Genomic DNA, 17,800 nt, shown 5'->3' on the forward strand with positions numbered 1-17,800 from the left:
ATGAAAAAAGTTTTTATCATTATTTCCGCCTATAATGAGCAGGAAAATATTCTGCCTTTGATTGATGCGCTGAAGGAAAATCTCGACGGTAAGGATTTCCTCTATGAAATGGTCTTTGTGAATGACGGTTCCAAAGATTTGACTTTGTCCGTTTTATTGGAATCGCAAAAAACGATTCCGAATATCACCATCGTCAATCAATCCAAAAATTTCGGACACGAAATCGCGATGACCGCAGGTTTGAATTATGTCGCTGAGGAAATCAAAAATAAATCGGATGAATTTGCGGTCGTTTTCATGGATGCCGATTTGCAGCATCCACCGGAATTGGTCTTCAAAATGATCAATCTATGGCTAAATGGCCGAAAACTGGTGCTCACAAAAAGAATTGATAACCAAGGTAAAGGGTGGAAATACAAAATACTAGGCAATATTTATTACTGGATTCTGAACTCGTTTTCTGATCTGAAAATCCCGCGGAATATGCCGGATTTCAGGTTGCTCGATAAGAAATACGTTCTTTGGATTAATAGACTGAATGAAACAGACAGGATGTTTCGCGGAATGCTCTCTTTGGTTGGTATGCAAGATGCGCAGATCATTGAGTTTGCTGCGCCGAAGAGATATGCGGGAACCACCAAATACAATTTTCTGAAACTGTATAAGTTGGCTATTGACAGTGTGATACAGTTTTCGGTGAAACCATTGCGTGTCGCATTTGGTGTTGGTGTTTTGGGATGTTTGTTTTCGTTCGGAGTATTATTCTATTCCATTTATCGAAGTTATTGGTATGGCGAAGACAAAACGGGATTTTTGACTTTGCTTTCGATCACTACCTTTTTCAGCTCCATTACGATTATTTTTCTGGGCGTGATTGGTGAATACATTGGCAGAATCCACATTGAGGTGAAGAATCGGCCACTTTACTATAATGAAATCATCAAAAATGAAAATTAGTTTTTTTGATGTTTTTACCTTGTGCATGGTTTTTTGCTGTGTTCTTTTTTGCGGTTTTTTTTATCCGGTTCTTCGCGACCAGTTCTATTATCTGGGAGGTTATACCAATCCTTTTGTGGAATATTACCATTCCTATTTAGAGACGAACCCCAGAATTGGACAGTTTTTTTCAAATCTGGTCGGGCGAAACAGATGGTTGCAGCCCATTTTTGCGGTTATGCTTTTTACTTCGTTTTTTTGGTTGATCTATAGGGTGGTTTTCAGAAGAAGTATCGAGTTTCAAAAAACACCTATCAGAAATTTTTTGGGGCTGATCGCAGGATTTGTTTTCCTGATCAACTATTTCGGGGAAATGTTTTTTTATGTTCCCTACAGTGGAAATTACACATTCACCCACATTTTTTCGTTTGGCTATCTTTTTTTGATTATCGACGAATTTGTTTACCAAAAAGCTTGGTTAGATGAAAAGGAATTGGCGATTTGGTTCTTGATCTTGATCGGGATTTTTACCGGACTTGGAAACGAGCACACGATTCCTCTTGTGTTAGCAGCTTTTGTTTTATTTTCCGTCGTGAATTATGTGAAGTTGCGAAAATTGCCAAACAAGAAATTGCTCATTTTATCAATTGCAGTTCTGTTTGGTTATCTGCTGTTGTTTTTTGCACCTGCCAATTCGGTGAGATATCATTTTGTGGGAGAAGAACCCTACAGTCTTAATGCTGCGCAATATCTTGAAAACTGGAAGATGCTTTTCAAAATGTATTATTACTATAATTTCGAATTGGCTTCCCTTCTGGTTTTGTTCCCTTTTTTGGTTTTTTATTTTAGAAAAAAAATAGAAAAAAAGGAACTTCATAGAATCGTTTTGTTCTCCGTTGCAGGGATATTTGGTTTGTTTGTTGATGCGTATTCGCCACTTTTCGGAACCCGCGTCCTTTTTTTTAGCAACATTTGTTTTATCACCTCAATTTTTATCTTTTTTTCACAAATAATAGTTTTTCTTAAAACCAAAATTTTTCATTTCGTGTTGAATATTTTTTTGCTGATGTTCTTTTTTTTCGCGGCTGTGGTTTCCTTTCATGCTTATAGAAATTATGAAATGGTCACTTCGCAGATTGAGTTTCAAAGGAAAAAGTCGCCCGATGTGGTGCTAGAATCCGGATTCAATTATCGGTTTTCAAAATACCTAGATAGAAAAGTGTTGTTGGAAACAGGAGAAAATTATATTGATTGCAATCCGGCGAAAGATACTTCGGTGGAAAGGAATTTGAAAAGGCATTACCGGCTGAAAACGATCTCTATCAAATAGTTCCGACTCATCTTTGGAATAAAGTTTTTCTGAAGTTGATATTGTATAATCCGCTCCGCATACTCTTAAAATCCAAAACCAGATACTTCAGAATCATTCCCCATTTTTTGAAGAAAGGGGAGTGCGCGATTTCAAAACTGCGATGGATTCTGGTGATGTGCAGCAATTCTTCTTTCGGCATTTTAGGTTCTTTTTCTGCCCAATTTTTCAGGTGCTTCCAAAGCAATACCCTTGTTTTTGCCGGTTTCACTTTCCCTGAATCCAGCTGTGAAATTCTGTTGCTTTCATGCACCCCGCGAACTGCTACCGGCTGATCCAAAATTCCGGGATAAAGATTGGTATAAAATGCCAATCTCATCAAAAAATCGGTATCCTGATGAAGTTTTAAATCGGTTTTCATCAGCAAGTCCATTTTTTCTAATGCCGATTTTCTAATGGTTAATGCATCAATGCTGAACAACCCGAAACTTCCTCTCATACCGATCAAACCGGGGAAAACATCTTCCGGAGGATGGGTTTCATAAACTGTGGCGAGTTTTTCTTGGTAAATGTGGTAAAACTGTTCTTTCGCCTTTTCTGACCAATAATGAACGCCAATTGCGCCATAAACGCCATCTGCATGCGGATTTTGAAATACTGTTTTTTCAGCATCAAAACGGTTGGGAAGATAAAAATCGTCTGCATCCAGAAAAGCGATGAAATCTCCGGTCGCATTTCGCATTCCAACATTCCGGCTTTCTCCCGCACCGTGATTTCCCTTGTCGGGATGCTGAAACAGCTTCACTCGTTCAAATTGCTCAACCAGTTTTTCGCATACTTCCAAAGCGTTGTCCGGAGATTGGTCTTCCACCAAAATCACTTCCGAAACCTCCTGGAACTGCAAAGCAGATTCCACAGCTTGAGCCACGTATTTTTCGGCATTGTAAACGGGGATGATCACGGAGATTTTCATTGGTGTTTTGTAATTGTAGTATTTGGCTGAAAAACTATTTGCAGTAGGTGAAACGGTATCTTGTTTTTAAAAATTTCGGATTTCTTATTACGGTCAAAATAATACCAAGAATTTTCGGCAGTCCTTTTTTCAAGGATAATTCAAAAGACTTTTTCTTCAATGAAAGATGGTCCAGATATTCTTTTCTGATGTCCTGCCCTTTTGACCATTCGTAAACTGAGTTCCACAACAGTGATTGCCGCTGATTGTATTGTTCAGAATAAAGTTGGATTTTCGTGATCCGGTTGTCATCGTGAACGCCGCGAATTGCTACTGCTTCCGAAATATTTCCCGATTTCAGATGGCAGTGGTATGAAAGCTTAATGATAAAGTCTGAATCCTGATGAACACGCAGATTTTCATTGAATCTTAAATTGTTTTTTCTGATGCATTCCGTCCTGACCGTCAAACCATCCAAATGAAAAAAAGTCCCGAAATCGTTGTTCATTCCGAGTAATCCATAAAAAATATCTTTTCCTTCTGCGGGCTTTTTCACGGTAGTCAGTTCGGTGTTTTTGAATTTTGCCCGAAACTCATCTTTTCCTTTTTCAGTCAGAAATTCTGTTCCTATTGCATTGAAAACCCCTTCAATTCTTTCCTCTTTAAATAGCTTCTTGTCCTCAGCAAAACGATTCGGAAGATAGTAGTCATCGGCATCCAGAAATGCGATGAATTCTTGGGAGGCTTTTTCTATCCCTAAATTTCTTGATGCTCCCGCTCCGTGATTTCCTTTATCCGGATGTTGGAAGAGCTTGACCTTTTCAAACTTCTCCTCCAAATTTCTGCCAATTTCCAACGAGTCGTCAGTGGATTGGTCTTCAATCAAAAGGATTTCCTTTACTTCTGCAAACTGCAAAGCGGAACTTACTGCTTTTTCTAGAAAAGCAGCAGCGTTGTAAACGGGGATGATTACGGAGATGTTCACGATTTACATTAAGGTTTAAGGGTTTTGCGGTTTGGCGTTTTCTGCCCAAATCGCCAATTGAAGCAAATTCCAATGCTGCTTGCCTTTGTTCAGAAACTTTTGCGTCTCCTTAAAATTAATGAAATCAAAAATTGGCGAGGATTTGTTTTGCAGCAAATCATCCGCCAAATCGATCAGGCTTTTTTCCTCGAACCAATCTTCAACGGAGGAGCCGAATCCCTGTTTTTGGCGATTCCGAATGGTTTCCGTCCAGTATTTCCCCATCGCTTCGCGAAGGATGATTTTGTCGTTTTCAGTATTGATTTTGAGGTTTTCCGGAAGTTGGATGCAGAATTCTGCGAAATCTTTATCCAAAAACGGAGTTCTTACTTCCAGTGAATTGGCCATCGCCATTCGGTCGGATTTCACCAGCATATTCCCGGGAACATATTTCTCTATATCGGTTCGCATGATGTCGTTCAGCGAATCGGGATTTGCCTTGAAACTGTAATTTTGATGGTATGCTGAAGCAATTCCCAAATATTGGATTTCCGATTTATTGAAGTAGTTTCTCACTTGATGCTGATGGAAATCCAGGATGTTTTTATGGGCAATATTTTCTTTAGTCAAATAAGACGTTTTGCGAAATTTCCCAAACTGCTTCAAGCCGAATTTCACCAAAGCATTGTGATAACTGAAATGGTTTCTTAATTGGTTTTCAACTTGATAGAAATTGTATCCGCCAAAAAGTTCGTCACCTGCATCGCCGGACAAAACCACTTTTAGATGTCTTGCCGCCGCTTCGCAAATTTTGAATTGCGGAATAAAGCTCATATCTGCAAAAGGCTCATCAAAAAAAGGGGAAATCTTTAGAAGCTCATTCGCGATATTTCCTCGGTTTTCGTAGATTTCGATATGGTTGGTTTTGTATTTTCGGGCAATTTCCTCAGCAAATTTCAGTTCGCTGTCTTCCCCGGAATATCCGAAACTGATGGTGGTCTGTTTGTCCTTAAACTCGTTCGCCATTGCCACAATGGTGGATGAATCCAAACCGCCGCTCAAAAAACTGCCCACTTCCACATCGGCGATTAATTGCTTTTGGACGGCCTTTTTTAATAATGTCGTAAATTCTTCTTTGGCTTCGGAAAGCGAGATATTCAAGTCGGTTTTTGGGATTTCGTAATATCTTTCCACAGAAACCTTACCTTGGGAATAGATCAAAAAATGTGCGGGAGGAAGCGTGAAAATATTAGAGTAAATGCTTTGAAAGGCACTCACATAGCCGTATTGCAGAAAGTGATAAAGCGCTTCCTGATTGATTTTCGGATCCACCAAACCGGAGGCTAAAATCGCCTTGATTTCCGATGCGAAAATAAATTCACCGTTTCTTCCGGTTGCATAATAAAATGGTTTTTCGCCAAAACGATCTCTTGCGCAAAAAAGCTCCTGTTTTTCCTCGTCCCAGATTGCGAAAGCAAACATTCCCGGAAGTTCATTCAGCAATTTGGTTCCGGATTTTTGATACATTGCCAAAATGAGTTCCGTGTCTGAAGTGCCGCGATACGGATAATCGGAAAATTTTTTCTTTAAATCCTGAAAACCATAGATTTCGCCGTTCAAAACGATACATTCATTTCCCGTATTCGAAAACATCGGCTGTTTCCCGGTTTCTGAGTGGTCGATAATGGAAAGTCTTCGATGACCGAGTGCCGCGTTTTCAAAAAATTCATGATGCCCGGAATCGGGACCGCGATGAATGAGGGCGTTGGTCATTTTCTGGATTTGCCCAGAATGGTTTTTGGCGTTGGGCGATATGATTCCGGCAATTCCGCACATGGTTTTGGTGTTTAGATGTCGTTCATTGAATAACCCTTAAAATCAAAATGGTAATCAGGGAATTTCTTAATCAATTTTTCCGCTTTTTTTTCCAGCGCAGAAATACTAATGTTTTTGGGGTTTCTTTTTACTTCGGCAATCAGCATGGTTTTTTCCAATGCATTTTCTGCTACAATATCAATCTCATTCAGATTGTTTTTTTCCCAATAGGTTCCTATTCTTGAAAATTTCTTTGTCTCCTGTAGCTGATCCCGAAAGTACTGTTCAAGTACCGCGCCAGTAAAGGTCGCATAATTGCGGTCGACAATAGTCCGCACGAAATCCAGATTTTCTATTTCAACCGCACTTTGATATTTGAAGATGAACCGGAACCAAAAATGCAGAAACTGATCGCGGATTCTGTATTTGATATTTCGGCTTCCTGGTTTTGCATCGAAGGGAATAACCCTGTTAATCAATTCGTAATCCTTTTCCAGACGCTCTAGGAATCCGCCCACTGTTGTTCCCATCACCGATTCAATTTCAGGTCGGGAAGTTTTGGAAGAGGCAATGAGCGAAAGAATTGAAAAGTAGTTTCCGTAATCTTTTCCGAATTCTTCAATCAGCACATTTTTGCCTTCATCAAGAAATAGCGAATTTTCCTTCAGTACTTCATTCAATATTTTTTCAGAGGTAAAGGCACCGGCTTCCATCAGGATTTCGATGTATTTTGCGGTTCCCCCAGTAATCACATAAAGCGTGAGAAGGTCTTCGGCGGTGTATTGGGGATGGTAATCACCTAGAATTTTTTTCAATGTTACGGTATCAAACTTTTTCACCGTAATTCTGTGGTTTGCTCTTCCAAACAGCGGTTCCTTGCTGTTTTCAAATATTTTCGACATCATCGAATATACTGAACCACATAGAATCAGGTTCATTTTACTTTCCTGTTTATGGCTGTCCCACAAGTTTTGCATTTCACTGTAAACGGAAGAATTCACCGAATAAAACTCCTGAAATTCATCAATGATCAGCGTAAAATGTTTAGATTTTGAAAGGTTCAAAAGATTTCCAAAAAGGTCTCTAAATGTATTGATCTGCCCAAAAATTTCTACATTCAGTTTCTGTTCGATTTCTGCGGTGAACTCGGAGCAGAGGAGGGCTTCATTTTTGCGACCGACAAAAAAATAGAGATACAAATGTGGTTCTACTGCTTTTTTTAAGAGACTGGTTTTTCCTACGCGACGTCTGCCAACCACGAAGGTCATCTGTGCCTGCTTCAGTGATTGCTTTCTGATAGCATCCAGTTGTTCGATTTCTATTTCCCTGTTGTAAAACTTCATTATTGTACTGATGGTTACTGTAACCGTGGTTACGCTAATGCAAATATATAGTAAATGATGAATTTATGCAAAGATTCCTGAGATTCCGCACATTGTTTTGGCTTTCTTGTAATGATGGTTATTGTAATAGTGGTTACGATATGTATATTTATCGGTATTTGCAGAGCGGTGTGAAGATGATTTGGTGATTTTCTTAACTGGTTGTGCTCTTCAGATAAATCTATTTTGAATTAATACCGCACTGTATATATGTTCATTTTGGTATGCAAATCCAGTTGTCTGTTTCATAGATTTCTTCTGGTCTTTTAAAACTAAGGATTTTGTCGAGTCTTTGACTTTCTATTTCATATTGATTTTCAATAAAAAAACTGACCAGATCTTTGGCTTTAAAAGTTCCTTCGGTATCGATGTTGCTCGGACAAAATTCAAGGAAAATAATCGGCCTGTTTTTAACGAAGAAATCCCTGTTTCCAAGAATTACTTTTGCTTCGAATCCTTCAACATCGATCTTTACTACATCGACTTTTACATCATTTGATATAATATCCGCTATTTTGCTTGTATGTACTTTGATAGGAGTACGGTTTTCAGCCAGAATTGAAAGAAATGAGCTTGAACCTGCATTTTTTGAAGAGAAGTAGATGGTTTTTTCAGAGTTTTCATCACTGATCGCAGTGTTATGCAACTCAATGTTCTCATATCTATTTGCAGAAATACTTTGCTTAAATTCTGAATAAATCGCTGGAATGGGTTCAAATGCATAAATTTTTTTACAGTAAGGCGCGAGTAAGAGACTGTGTTGGCCAATGTTTCCACCAATGTCTAGCATTGTTTTCTCCGGTGATAAGTGTTCACGAATTTTACGGATGATGTCTTTTTCATAGATGCCCTGGTCAAAAATATATTGGTCAACATAGCCAAACTTTTTGTTGAGGAAAATTTTTACTTTACGCCCTTCATAGTTCATCGTGAATAAAGTTCGGTTGTCCAAAAAGGTTTTGTTTCTTTTCCTCTTTATAAAACTGCTAACGCCTTCCTGGAAGAGGATTGATTTTATTGATCTTAGTAAATTCATGACAATTATTCTATAGGTTCAAAAATATGTTTTTAAACCTCTCCATCACCGGCTCCGGCAGAAACTTTTCGTAAGATTTTTTAGCGAAAAGCGTTAGGTCGGCTTCCAGAAGAATCTGTTTCAGTTCTTTTTGATTATGGTACAAATAAGCGTCATTTCCCAATTCCATCAAATGTGCTTTTTCCGGCGAATCTGCAAAAGTGATGACGGGTTTTCCTTTGAGGGCAAATTCCGCAACGGTGATTCCGAAAGTTTCACCCCGTTCGCGCGCATGCAGTAGTGCATTGCAGGTATTGATGAATTTTAATTTGTATAAAATGCTGTTGCTCGGTGGCAGAAAAATAATATTTTTCAAATCAGATTTCCACCATCTTTTCTTGATGAACGAATCCACTCCCATGAAGATGAAAAAATATTCCCGATATTTTCCGGCAATTTCCTCCACCGTTTTTTGCGCAAATTGAATGTTAAAGCTTTGCGACCCTCCGAAATATCCGAAAACTTTCGCATTTTTCGGGATATTTAATTCTTTCCTTAAATCTTCGTGAGTATCCTGCTCAAAATTGACCATGTGCGGAACGAAAGGATATTTTCCGCCGGTCATTTCCAGAGCCAGCCATTCCGAAACATAAGCGTAAACATCTCCATGCGGTTCGAAATGTTTGAAAACCGCATGAACCGCAGTTTTACATTCTTTGGAAACGATTCCATCATGGTCGCCATTCTTTATGGCATACAAAAGTTCCACGTTGTTTTTTTGGATAAACGAATCCACTTCCGAAAAGTCGTCATAGCCGAAAACTTCAAAGCGCGATCTGAATTTTTCAATTCCTAAAGGATGGTTGGTTTTGCAGTTTTTATCGAACGCAATCACGGATTCGTTTCCCAGAATTTTCTCGTTGAAATCCGCATAATCATATAGCGCGATGGAGGTTCCGCGGTAATTCAGCTCGTTTTCATGGAAGAGGATTTTCATGGGAAAAGTTTTTTGAACCCTGTTTTTATTTTTTTGCTAATGTTGGATAAGATAGAGATTTGTGGATATTTTTCCAAATCGTGATGCGTGAACAAACCTTCTCCCTGCGCAATTTTGAACGGCTGTTTCACCCACCATTCCGCAATATCTCTTTCGAAATGTTCAGATGAGGTCGCAATTTTAGCGATATTTTTCGCAAAGAATTCTTTTTTCAGCAGGAAGGGATTGTTTGTCCAGTTCGCCCATCTTGCGGTGGTGATGAAGTATGCTCCCTGTTTTTGGATTTTATCGGGAAACTCCGCTGCAGGATCCAGCCAATAAAGCGATTCCAGCAAATGGGGCGATTTCGCTTTGTGCCAATCATCATAATAGTTGAGTTCGTTTCCTTTGTGACGAAGTGAATGAATGGGATGTCCGGGATTTTTTCTGCTTCTGTATCGCACGATGTCGAAACCGTTTTCTAAAAGTTCAATGCCGGAATTTAACCTTGACTTTAAAGTTGCTTTGTTTTCAATAAGTTCCCAATCATGTTCCAGAAAAAGGACGGTTTCATATTTGGCGTTTTCAATGAGTTTGGTGATGCCTTTTCCAATCCCGATGTTTTCCTTCAAACCGATGAATTTCACATGGTATTGATTTGCAGTGGATTGATCTTTTTCGGAAACTTCTTGAAATAGAATCGTGATATCATCTGAAAAATCCAACATGCCATTCCTCTGATAAGAAGCCAAAGTGTTTTTCAGTGTTTTGCCACTGTTCCAGGAAAGGATGCAAATGCTTATCGGTGGATTCATCATGTGTTTTCGTTTTCTTGTTCAAGATTTTTTCAGCTTCAGCAACATCAATTTCAGCTTCATTTTTCGGCTTTTTTCACTCCTTATTTGCTCTTTGAAAAAGTCACTGTTTTCCAAAATTACATCGAGGTTTCCGGAATCTCTTTGCTCGTTGTAGAGGATGGTTTTGGTTCCCGAAATATAGGTTTGCAGTTCCTGCGGATTTTTTCGGATTTGAATCATGGCATCAATCAACTTCCAAGAATTAATTCTGTTGCTGATGCTTTTGTGATCTGCTTTTTGGCTGATTTTATTTTCCCCGTCTTTTCTGTGAAGAGAACCGCAATACTCCAAAATCCGCAAATTATTGCAATTGCTGATGATCCTGAAAAAGAATTCGCCGTCTTGATTGACCCGCAAATTTTCATTCCAAAGTCCTGCGATTGCCACCAAATCCCGCTTTACCAGATAACAGGACGGAAAACTGAACTCGCCCAGTTCTCCCATTTTGTTCAATAGCTCAATGCCTTTATGTGGCGCTGCTTTTACCAGACGGTTTCGCTCCGGGAAATGGGTGTTTGCGGAGTCAAAATAAATCCAGCTGCTTAAAATGAGGTCTGCATTTTCTTCGGAAAGCAATTGTATTTCCTTTTGCAAAAGGTCTTTCGCGATCAGGTCGTCACTATCCAGCCATTTCACATAATTTCCGGTTGATTGCAGAAAGCCAAAATTTCTTGCGCCGTTGCCGCCGGATTTCCGTTCAGTTGGTCTTTGATGAAATTTGAATCGGGAATCTTTTTGCGAATATTGATGTGCAACTTTTGGGGTGTGGTCTGAACTTCCATCGTCCACAATGATGCATTCCCAGTTTTCATAAGTCTGGCTCAACACGGAGTCCAACGTTTCGGGCAGCAAATCTGTACGATTATAGGTGGGAATGATGATGGAAATTAAGTTAGACTGCATGGGTTCTACAAAGTTGTGAAGTATTTATTTTGCTCGCTTACCACCACTGCTACAGATTTTTCTCCTCGATATATTCCGGTTTCTGAAGTGATTCCTTTTTGTTTCAGTAGATTTTCAATATCATTCAGGGTGTCTTTTTCGCCGGCTCTGTCGTAATCGTCTAGAATAATAATGAAATCATCATCTTTTTGCAAATTTGTCAACAAACCCACAATATCATATCGCGAGTACCTCTCACATCCAAAAGGACCGTCAATGACATAAAGGTCGTATTTTCCTGTAACGGTATTTTCAATATTTTGATAAGAAAGGACATCAAACCCTTTCACATTTTTGGTGGTTAAAGGAAAAATCATGATTTGACTTTCTTTGGAGAGCTCAAATGATTTTTCAAAGTTTTTTCGCCAATTTTCGTCGTGTTCCACAATGGTGTGCAAATTCTCATGCCACTCATTTTTAATGAAAGTGGAAATGAATTTGGAAGATTCGCCCAATCCAAATTCTAAGATTCGCTTAGGTCTTTTGTCGGTCATTATGCGAAAAAGCACATAAAAAAATGCGTAACTTCCTGCAAAGCGACCAATATTCAGGGGAAGCGATTTAATTTCACGATTTCCTTTGATGGAATCATGGTAAATATTTGCCCAGATGGTTTCATATTGCAGATCCATTATTTTTTTTTGGTGGCGCTGGATGTCTTTGATTCTCAAAGTCAGATTAGTGGCATAGGAAAAAAGGTTTTTCATCGAAAATGTGGATTAGGATTGGTGTGTTATTCTTCTGATCAAAGATTTAAAAACGGATGTTTTTCCTTCAAAATGATTTCTCTCTTTTGCACAATATCAGGAAACCGTGTAGAGAAAAACTGATACAATTGGTAATAATATTTGGATTCCTCCAATCTTCCTTTTAATGCAAGTTTAATGATATTGCTGAAAAATTCCTTTTTTTCTTTCTTTAAGTCGAAATCGGAAGCGGGATCAAAATATCTGTTTTCCCGTTGTTTTCTTGCGGAAATCCTGCTCTCGGCGAGCATTTCTTGTTTGGTTTTCGGCTCTTTTTTGTACAATCCCTGCACGGTATCATGAACCACACTGCTTTCCGTGCACACCAAAATTTTCAAATTCCGAAAACGAACGCGGTTGACATACTCGAAATCTTCACCGTAATGGAAAATGTACGGATTGAATCCGCCAATTTCAACTATGGTCTTTTTAGGGATCAACCAATGTGCGGCATTGACGAAATCGACCTCATAAAATGATTTCGCATTTCCTAAATAAAGATCTGAAATGATTCTGTTGCGACCGGTATTTTTGCCAAGATATCTTTCAAAATTGAAGTCCAGTTTTTGCCCGGTTCCGTCCAAATGCATCGGACTAAGTATTCCGATTTCCTTCTTGTCCGGATAATTCTCATAAGCTTCCATAAGTTTAGCAAATGTATCTTGGAAAATCCAGGCATCCTGGTTCATCAGGTAAAAGAAGTCTGCCCCATTTTTATACGCTTTTTCGATTCCCAGATTATTGGCTTTCCCAAAACCTAAATTTTCTTCGGACTGAATAAATTCTATTTCTGGAAAATTGGTTTTAATGAAATCTTGGGTTCCATCTCCGGAGCCATTATCGACCACGATGCAATTCACGGGAGTGGCTGATTTTCTCAAACTTGAAAAACATCTTTCTGCCCATTTCATGGCGTTGTAGGTGACAATGATGACGGAGATTTTTGGCATAAATTCTTTAAGACATTTGAAATTTACAAATTAATCACCAATTGAAAAAGCTCACGAAAAAAAATCTTTCCACCTGAAACCATATCTGTTGTTCCACCACCAAACCAATTGAACATATTTTCTTTTGAAAAAAGGCAGTTGTGAAAAGTAGTAGTCTCTCTGCTGCTTTAGCTTATGCAAAATGATCCTATTTATTTTTTCTTGGGAGCTGAACTGAAAATCCTGGTTCCAATATTCCAAGGCTGCATTGTAAAAATTGATTCTCAATCGCGGACCTGCATGATCAAACTTGCTGAATTCTTTTTGTTTGGCGGCACGTATCGAAAAGTCTGTGCCGATTTGTTGGGCATCATGAAGTCGATAGATTGCAAGCGGTTTGCGGATGATTCCAAGTTTTTCTTCCAACGCGAAATAAAGCCCAAGTTGTCGGTCATGAAGAAATTTGGAGGAAGCCTTGTCAAAACGAATCGGTTCATTCCTCTTTCGGAAAGCAAATCCCGCTCCGGTGACGATATTCCCTCGGAAAAGCAAACGATCGATCATGCTCATGTGGTTGAGTTCATCGGGGTCGAAATTCAGGGTGTACCAGTTCGTGAAATCCAGAATGGTTTCGTCTTTCATGAGAAGCAAATCATGGCACAATGCGTCCATACTGGGATTTTCATCAAAATAGGATTTGATGTTTTCGGTCTTCTCGGGCAACCACAAGTCATCCTGGTCGGAAAGGATGATGATATCTTTTGTGCAAAGGTTGATGGCTTTTTCAAAGTTTCGGATGACCTGCAGTGTTTGCTCATTTCTGAAAACACGAAAAATCTTGGGATATCTGTTTTGGAAATTGGTGAGTATTTCCCAGGTGTGATCAGTTGAGCCATCATCACAAACCACAATTTCATCCACCGGAAGATGCTGCGAAAGAATACTTTCCAGCTGTTGGGCAACAAACTTTTCGCCATTGAATGTGCAGAGTGCAACTGAAATCATTTTCTGTAAGCAAAAATATTAAGCTGCTGGTTGAAATTTTTTGGATTTTCCCGCCGGAATGGAAACTCGATCGTTTCGCCGGCCAATCTGATATAGTATTGAAAACCTGCGTTCTTCAGGAGGTTCAGGATTTCTCCCAGATTTTGCTCCTCTCCTATGATTCCGTGGTATTCCAGGAATAAATTCTTGACATTTTTCAGACGGTCTTTGATATGAAAAATCACCTTGTTTTCTGCTCCTTCAATGTCTAATTTGAGAAAATCGACCGGCTCTTCCAAATACTTGTTCAGATCAACCGCGTTTACTTTGATAATATTATTGTGATTCCCAAAATCCGTAACAGAGGAGCCTGCTAATGCTCCTTCAGAATAGAATTCCAATGTAGTGTCTTCAGTCCAAACGGCTTCCTTTTTAATCTGTACATTTTCCTCATTCGGTAGAGAAGGGATATTTTTACTTAAAATGTCGAAAATTCTTTCATCTGGTTCAAATGCCAGTATTTTTGCAAGTGGATACAGCTTCTTAAAATAATAGATACTTAAGCCAATATTAGCACCACAATCGATAATATAGGGTTTTTCTTCATCTGTGGTAAAAGAATAGATTTCTTGGCCGAAAATTTCGTCAATGGAGTGAACCATAGATGGTCCGTGCGAAAAATAAAATGATTTGCCAAAGAAGGTGGCGTCACTTTCCGTAAAGGATCGGAATGACATTAAACGCATTCGTTCTGCCGGCGAAATACCTGTTTTTGGGTTGACCAGGTTTCTTGTTAATTCAGTATGTCTCTCTCTTTTATAAGCTTGCAACAGAGATCTAATTTTATTCATCATAATTATTTCCAGGTAAATCTTCCAAATACGGATCCGTAATCGTATTCGCCATGTTTGGCAAGATAGGAATCAGAATCAACCACGGTGAATTTGCAAACATCTTCGGCCACATCAATTTGTGCAACTTTTGGTTTATTGATAAATGCATGAATGGAATAGTTTCCCCTGACCAGCGTTTTCGGGTCAATTGAGAGCGTCATGGTCTCTTCAATCAAATCCCTTTCGCAAGAAAACACCCTTCTCTTTCTTGAATCAAGAATCGATACAAAAAAACTACAATTGGGAATTGTTTCATTAATGCCGATAGCTATGCTGAATTCAATGGGTTCATCATAGGAGAATTCTTTCGAAACTTCACCATTTGATTTCACCACTTTGATTTGCTTGATAAACATTGGTTTTTTGCTGTGGTCTGACCTGTTTAAATAAACTACATCGTCATTGTCGGCATTGAGGTAAGTGGAAACCGTTTCCCTGATTTTGCCCTTGTATTCCACAATCCCTTGGTTCAGCAAAATCCCTTGGTCACATAATTGCGAAACGGCATTCAGGTCATGGCTCACGAAGAGCACGGTCCTTCCTTCTCCCTTGCTTACATCGCCCATTTTCCCGAGACATTTTTTTTGAAACTCCGCATCTCCCACTGCCAATACTTCGTCGACAATCAATATTTCGGATTCCAAATGGGCCGCAACCGCAAATGCCAAACGGACATACATTCCTGAAGAATAGCGTTTCACCGGGGTATCGATGTATCTTTCAACTCCTGAAAAATCCACGATTTCATCAAACTTCCTATTGATTTCTTTTCGGGTCATTCCCAGGATCGCACCATTCAAATAAATATTTTCCCGGCCGGTCATTTCTGGGTGGAATCCGGTCCCCACTTCCAAAAGAGATACGATTCTTCCGTTGGTGTAAATTTTTCCGGTGGTAGGTTTGGTAACTTTGCTCAAAAGTTTTAACAATGTTGATTTTCCTGCACCATTTCTTCCGATAATTCCCACCGCGTCTCCCTGTTCGATCTCGAAGTTGATGTCCCGCAAAGACCACACGTAATCGGAGTTGCCTTTGGTGGAGCGGTCGTTTGCCTCTCCGATTTTCAAGTAAGGATCTTCCTTTCCGCGAAACAGGGCCCACAATCGGTTCAGGTCATGCGAAAGCGTTCCGGTTCCAATTTGCCCGAGACGGTACTGTTTTGATATGTTTTCCGCTTTTAAAGCCAGCATATTTTATTTGTTCTCTGTTGTTCAATTCAATACTTCTTGGCAATCGCTTATTATACCGTGTCCATGAAACTTTTTTCCACTTTATTGAATATGATGGTTCCCATGGCTAAAATAATGAAAATTATCAAGGTGCTGATTCCCAACATTAAAGCTGAAAAATCTCCTTTGCCGAGCCAGCCGTATTTGAAACATTCAAAAATACCGGTAAGTGGATTGCCCATCGCTAATTTTTTCCAGATTCCGGAAAGTGCAGAAACCGGATAAATTACCGGTGTAGCATACATATAAAGACTGACTCCAAATCCCAAAAGCATGTTGAGGTCGCGGTATTTAGTGGTCATCGCAGAAAAAATCATTCCCGCTCCCAAAGCAAACGCCGCCATCAATAAAATAAGAAACGGAGTCGCCAAGATCCATAAATTTGGGTGAACCTCGCCTTGGTACCAATAGTAAAAGAAAAAGCAAAGAAAAAGCAGAAACTGTACGCCAAACTTCATCAGGTTAGAAATTACGACCGAAATCGGAGTGACCAACCGCGGAAAATATACCTTTCCAAAAATGGACGCATTTCCGGTAAAGGTGGAGGATGTCCCAGTCAGACAGCTTGAAAAATAATTCCATAAAGTGACTCCCACCAGATAAAATAAAATCTTGGGAGCACCGTCTGTGGGAAGCTTCGCCAGATTTCCAAACACCAAGATGTAAACCAGCGTGGTGAAAATCGGGTTGATAAAAAACCAAACCGGACCCAAGATTGTCTGCTTGAAACTGGAAACGAAATCCCGCTTCACGAACATGTACACCAAATCCTTGTAACGCCAGACTTCGCCAAGTTTCAGTTCGAAAACGGAATGGTGGGATTCAATGGTTTCTGTCCATTGCTGTTGTGGTTCGGTCATTTGTGCGCAATGTATTTTTAACAAAAATAAAGTAAATTATCCAATTCTCTGAAACGCTGTCCTTCCAAGGAAGAGAGAAGTCAAAAATAACGGTACGTAAAGGCGGGCTTCATAAAGAATTCCTGCATAAAAGCACATCAAAATGTAGGGAATTGCAAACAAATGGAAAACAAAGATATTTCGAACCGCGGTTTTGTCTTTGGCAATGATGATGGAGAGCGTAAAAAACACCACCCAAAACAAGATTCCAAACAAATTCCGGTAAAGGGTGAAGTTGCGGAACAGCAGATTGCTGTCATTGGTGGAAAAAACCCCGAAATAGATCCGCACTCCAAAATAAACCGCCATAAAAGAAAGAGCCAGCCAGAAAACTGGCAGTATGGATTTCTTGTGCAGCCCATATTTCGAGAAGAGCAAAGTGGCGGCAAGTGAAATAGAAAGTGCCGAAGATTCCCGGTTCAAAGATGAAACCACCATAATCAAAATGAGGACCGCCAAGGTTGACCATGTCTCCTTCTCCATATATTTCAGCAATACGGCAAAAAACAGGAGCAGAAAAAAATAGCTGCTGCAATCATAGGGAACAATAACGAATTGGGTAATTATGATGGCAAAAAGAGATGCCACAACCAACAGTATTTTTTCTGAACCACTTGCCACAAAATTTTTGCTTTCGGTGATCAGCACCATCACCGCTGCAGAAAGCATCGTGAAAAAAGTATTAAGAATCGCAAATGAGAGATACAGGACGGGATCGCCACTTTTGTCCCAAAGAAAGGTCTGCACCTTGTTTTTAACTGGCAGAGATTGGATCAGTGTGTAAACCGAATCCAGCATAGCACTGCTCAAAATCCGATACCGGTAAATCCCGTTGTAATACTGCTTTTGGAAATTTTCGGGATTAAATAAAACCGAGGAATACACATTTGCAAATGAAAAATAAACAAAGACACTCACGGTAAACGCCAGTATTACAGCGAAAATCAGTTTGAAAGTGAGGTTGGGCTTCAA

At 39.5% G+C, this 17,800-nt stretch carries 17 protein-coding genes; 2 read left to right on the forward strand and 15 right to left on the reverse strand.

Annotation, left to right across the window (positions count from 1 at the left end):
* The gene (locus tag ACM44_RS03695) at positions 1-957 is read left to right on the forward strand and encodes a glycosyltransferase family 2 protein (protein ID WP_048498753.1); all 957 of its coding nucleotides are present in this window, start codon (positions 1-3) and stop codon (positions 955-957) included.
* On the forward strand, positions 947-2,266 hold the full coding sequence (locus ACM44_RS03700) for a DUF6056 family protein (RefSeq protein ID WP_152669293.1): 1,320 nt from the start codon (positions 947-949) through the stop codon (positions 2,264-2,266). The genes ACM44_RS03695 and ACM44_RS03700 overlap by 11 nt, the downstream gene beginning before the upstream one ends.
* Positions 2,267-2,273: 7 nt before the next feature.
* Here ACM44_RS03700 and ACM44_RS03705 read toward each other — a convergent pair whose 3' ends face one another.
* The 15 genes from ACM44_RS03705 to ACM44_RS03775 form a co-directional block, all read right to left on the reverse strand.
* A complete protein-coding gene (locus ACM44_RS03705) occupies positions 2,274-3,218 on the reverse strand; it encodes a glycosyltransferase family 2 protein (protein WP_048498755.1) in 945 nt (314 codons plus the stop codon).
* 34 nt (positions 3,219-3,252) lie between these two features.
* Positions 3,253-4,182: a glycosyltransferase family 2 protein gene (locus ACM44_RS03710; RefSeq protein ID WP_241477132.1), complete on the reverse strand. Its 930-nt coding sequence runs from the start codon at positions 4,180-4,182 to the stop codon at positions 3,253-3,255.
* A 15-nt stretch (positions 4,183-4,197) separates the two neighbouring features.
* A complete protein-coding gene (gene asnB, locus ACM44_RS03715) occupies positions 4,198-5,997 on the reverse strand; it encodes an asparagine synthase (glutamine-hydrolyzing) (RefSeq protein ID WP_048498757.1) in 1,800 nt (599 codons plus the stop codon).
* 11 nt (positions 5,998-6,008) lie between these two features.
* A complete protein-coding gene (locus ACM44_RS03720; RefSeq protein ID WP_048498758.1) occupies positions 6,009-7,319 on the reverse strand; it encodes an ATP-binding protein in 1,311 nt (436 codons plus the stop codon).
* A gap of 253 nt (positions 7,320-7,572) precedes the next feature.
* Complete coding sequence (locus ACM44_RS03725) at positions 7,573-8,394, reverse strand: FkbM family methyltransferase (protein ID WP_048498759.1); 822 nt, start codon at positions 8,392-8,394, stop codon at positions 7,573-7,575.
* Between the two features lie 10 nt (positions 8,395-8,404).
* On the reverse strand, positions 8,405-9,370 hold the full coding sequence (locus ACM44_RS03730; RefSeq protein ID WP_048498760.1) for a glycosyltransferase family protein: 966 nt from the start codon (positions 9,368-9,370) through the stop codon (positions 8,405-8,407).
* A complete protein-coding gene (locus ACM44_RS03735) occupies positions 9,367-10,167 on the reverse strand; it encodes a glycosyltransferase family 2 protein (RefSeq protein WP_048498761.1) in 801 nt (266 codons plus the stop codon). The genes ACM44_RS03730 and ACM44_RS03735 overlap by 4 nt, the downstream gene beginning before the upstream one ends.
* A gap of 18 nt (positions 10,168-10,185) precedes the next feature.
* Complete coding sequence (locus tag ACM44_RS03740; RefSeq protein WP_048498762.1) at positions 10,186-11,109, reverse strand: glycosyltransferase family 2 protein; 924 nt, start codon at positions 11,107-11,109, stop codon at positions 10,186-10,188.
* Positions 11,110-11,114: 5 nt separating this feature from the next.
* Positions 11,115-11,855: a hypothetical protein gene (locus ACM44_RS03745; RefSeq protein ID WP_048498763.1), complete on the reverse strand. Its 741-nt coding sequence runs from the start codon at positions 11,853-11,855 to the stop codon at positions 11,115-11,117.
* A 38-nt stretch (positions 11,856-11,893) separates the two neighbouring features.
* Positions 11,894-12,844, reverse strand: a complete 951-nt coding sequence (locus ACM44_RS03750; RefSeq protein WP_048498764.1) for a glycosyltransferase family 2 protein — start codon at positions 12,842-12,844, stop codon at positions 11,894-11,896.
* A gap of 51 nt (positions 12,845-12,895) precedes the next feature.
* A complete protein-coding gene (locus ACM44_RS03755; RefSeq protein ID WP_048498765.1) occupies positions 12,896-13,828 on the reverse strand; it encodes a glycosyltransferase in 933 nt (310 codons plus the stop codon).
* Positions 13,825-14,661: an FkbM family methyltransferase gene (locus ACM44_RS03760; protein WP_048498766.1), complete on the reverse strand. Its 837-nt coding sequence runs from the start codon at positions 14,659-14,661 to the stop codon at positions 13,825-13,827. Before ACM44_RS03760 ends, ACM44_RS03755 begins: the two co-directional genes overlap by 4 nt.
* Before the next feature lie 2 nt (positions 14,662-14,663).
* Entirely contained in the window at positions 14,664-15,890 is a 1,227-nt protein-coding gene (locus ACM44_RS03765; protein ID WP_048498767.1) for an ABC transporter ATP-binding protein, read from the reverse strand.
* A gap of 50 nt (positions 15,891-15,940) precedes the next feature.
* Positions 15,941-16,789 (reverse strand): ABC transporter permease, encoded by an 849-nt coding sequence (locus ACM44_RS03770; RefSeq protein WP_048498768.1) that lies wholly within the window; start codon positions 16,787-16,789, stop codon positions 15,941-15,943.
* A gap of 36 nt (positions 16,790-16,825) precedes the next feature.
* On the reverse strand, positions 16,826-17,800 hold the full coding sequence (locus ACM44_RS03775; protein WP_152669294.1) for a hypothetical protein: 975 nt from the start codon (positions 17,798-17,800) through the stop codon (positions 16,826-16,828).

This window comes from Chryseobacterium koreense CCUG 49689 (assembly GCF_001045435.1).
GTDB lineage: Bacteria > Bacteroidota > Bacteroidia > Flavobacteriales > Weeksellaceae > Kaistella > Kaistella koreensis.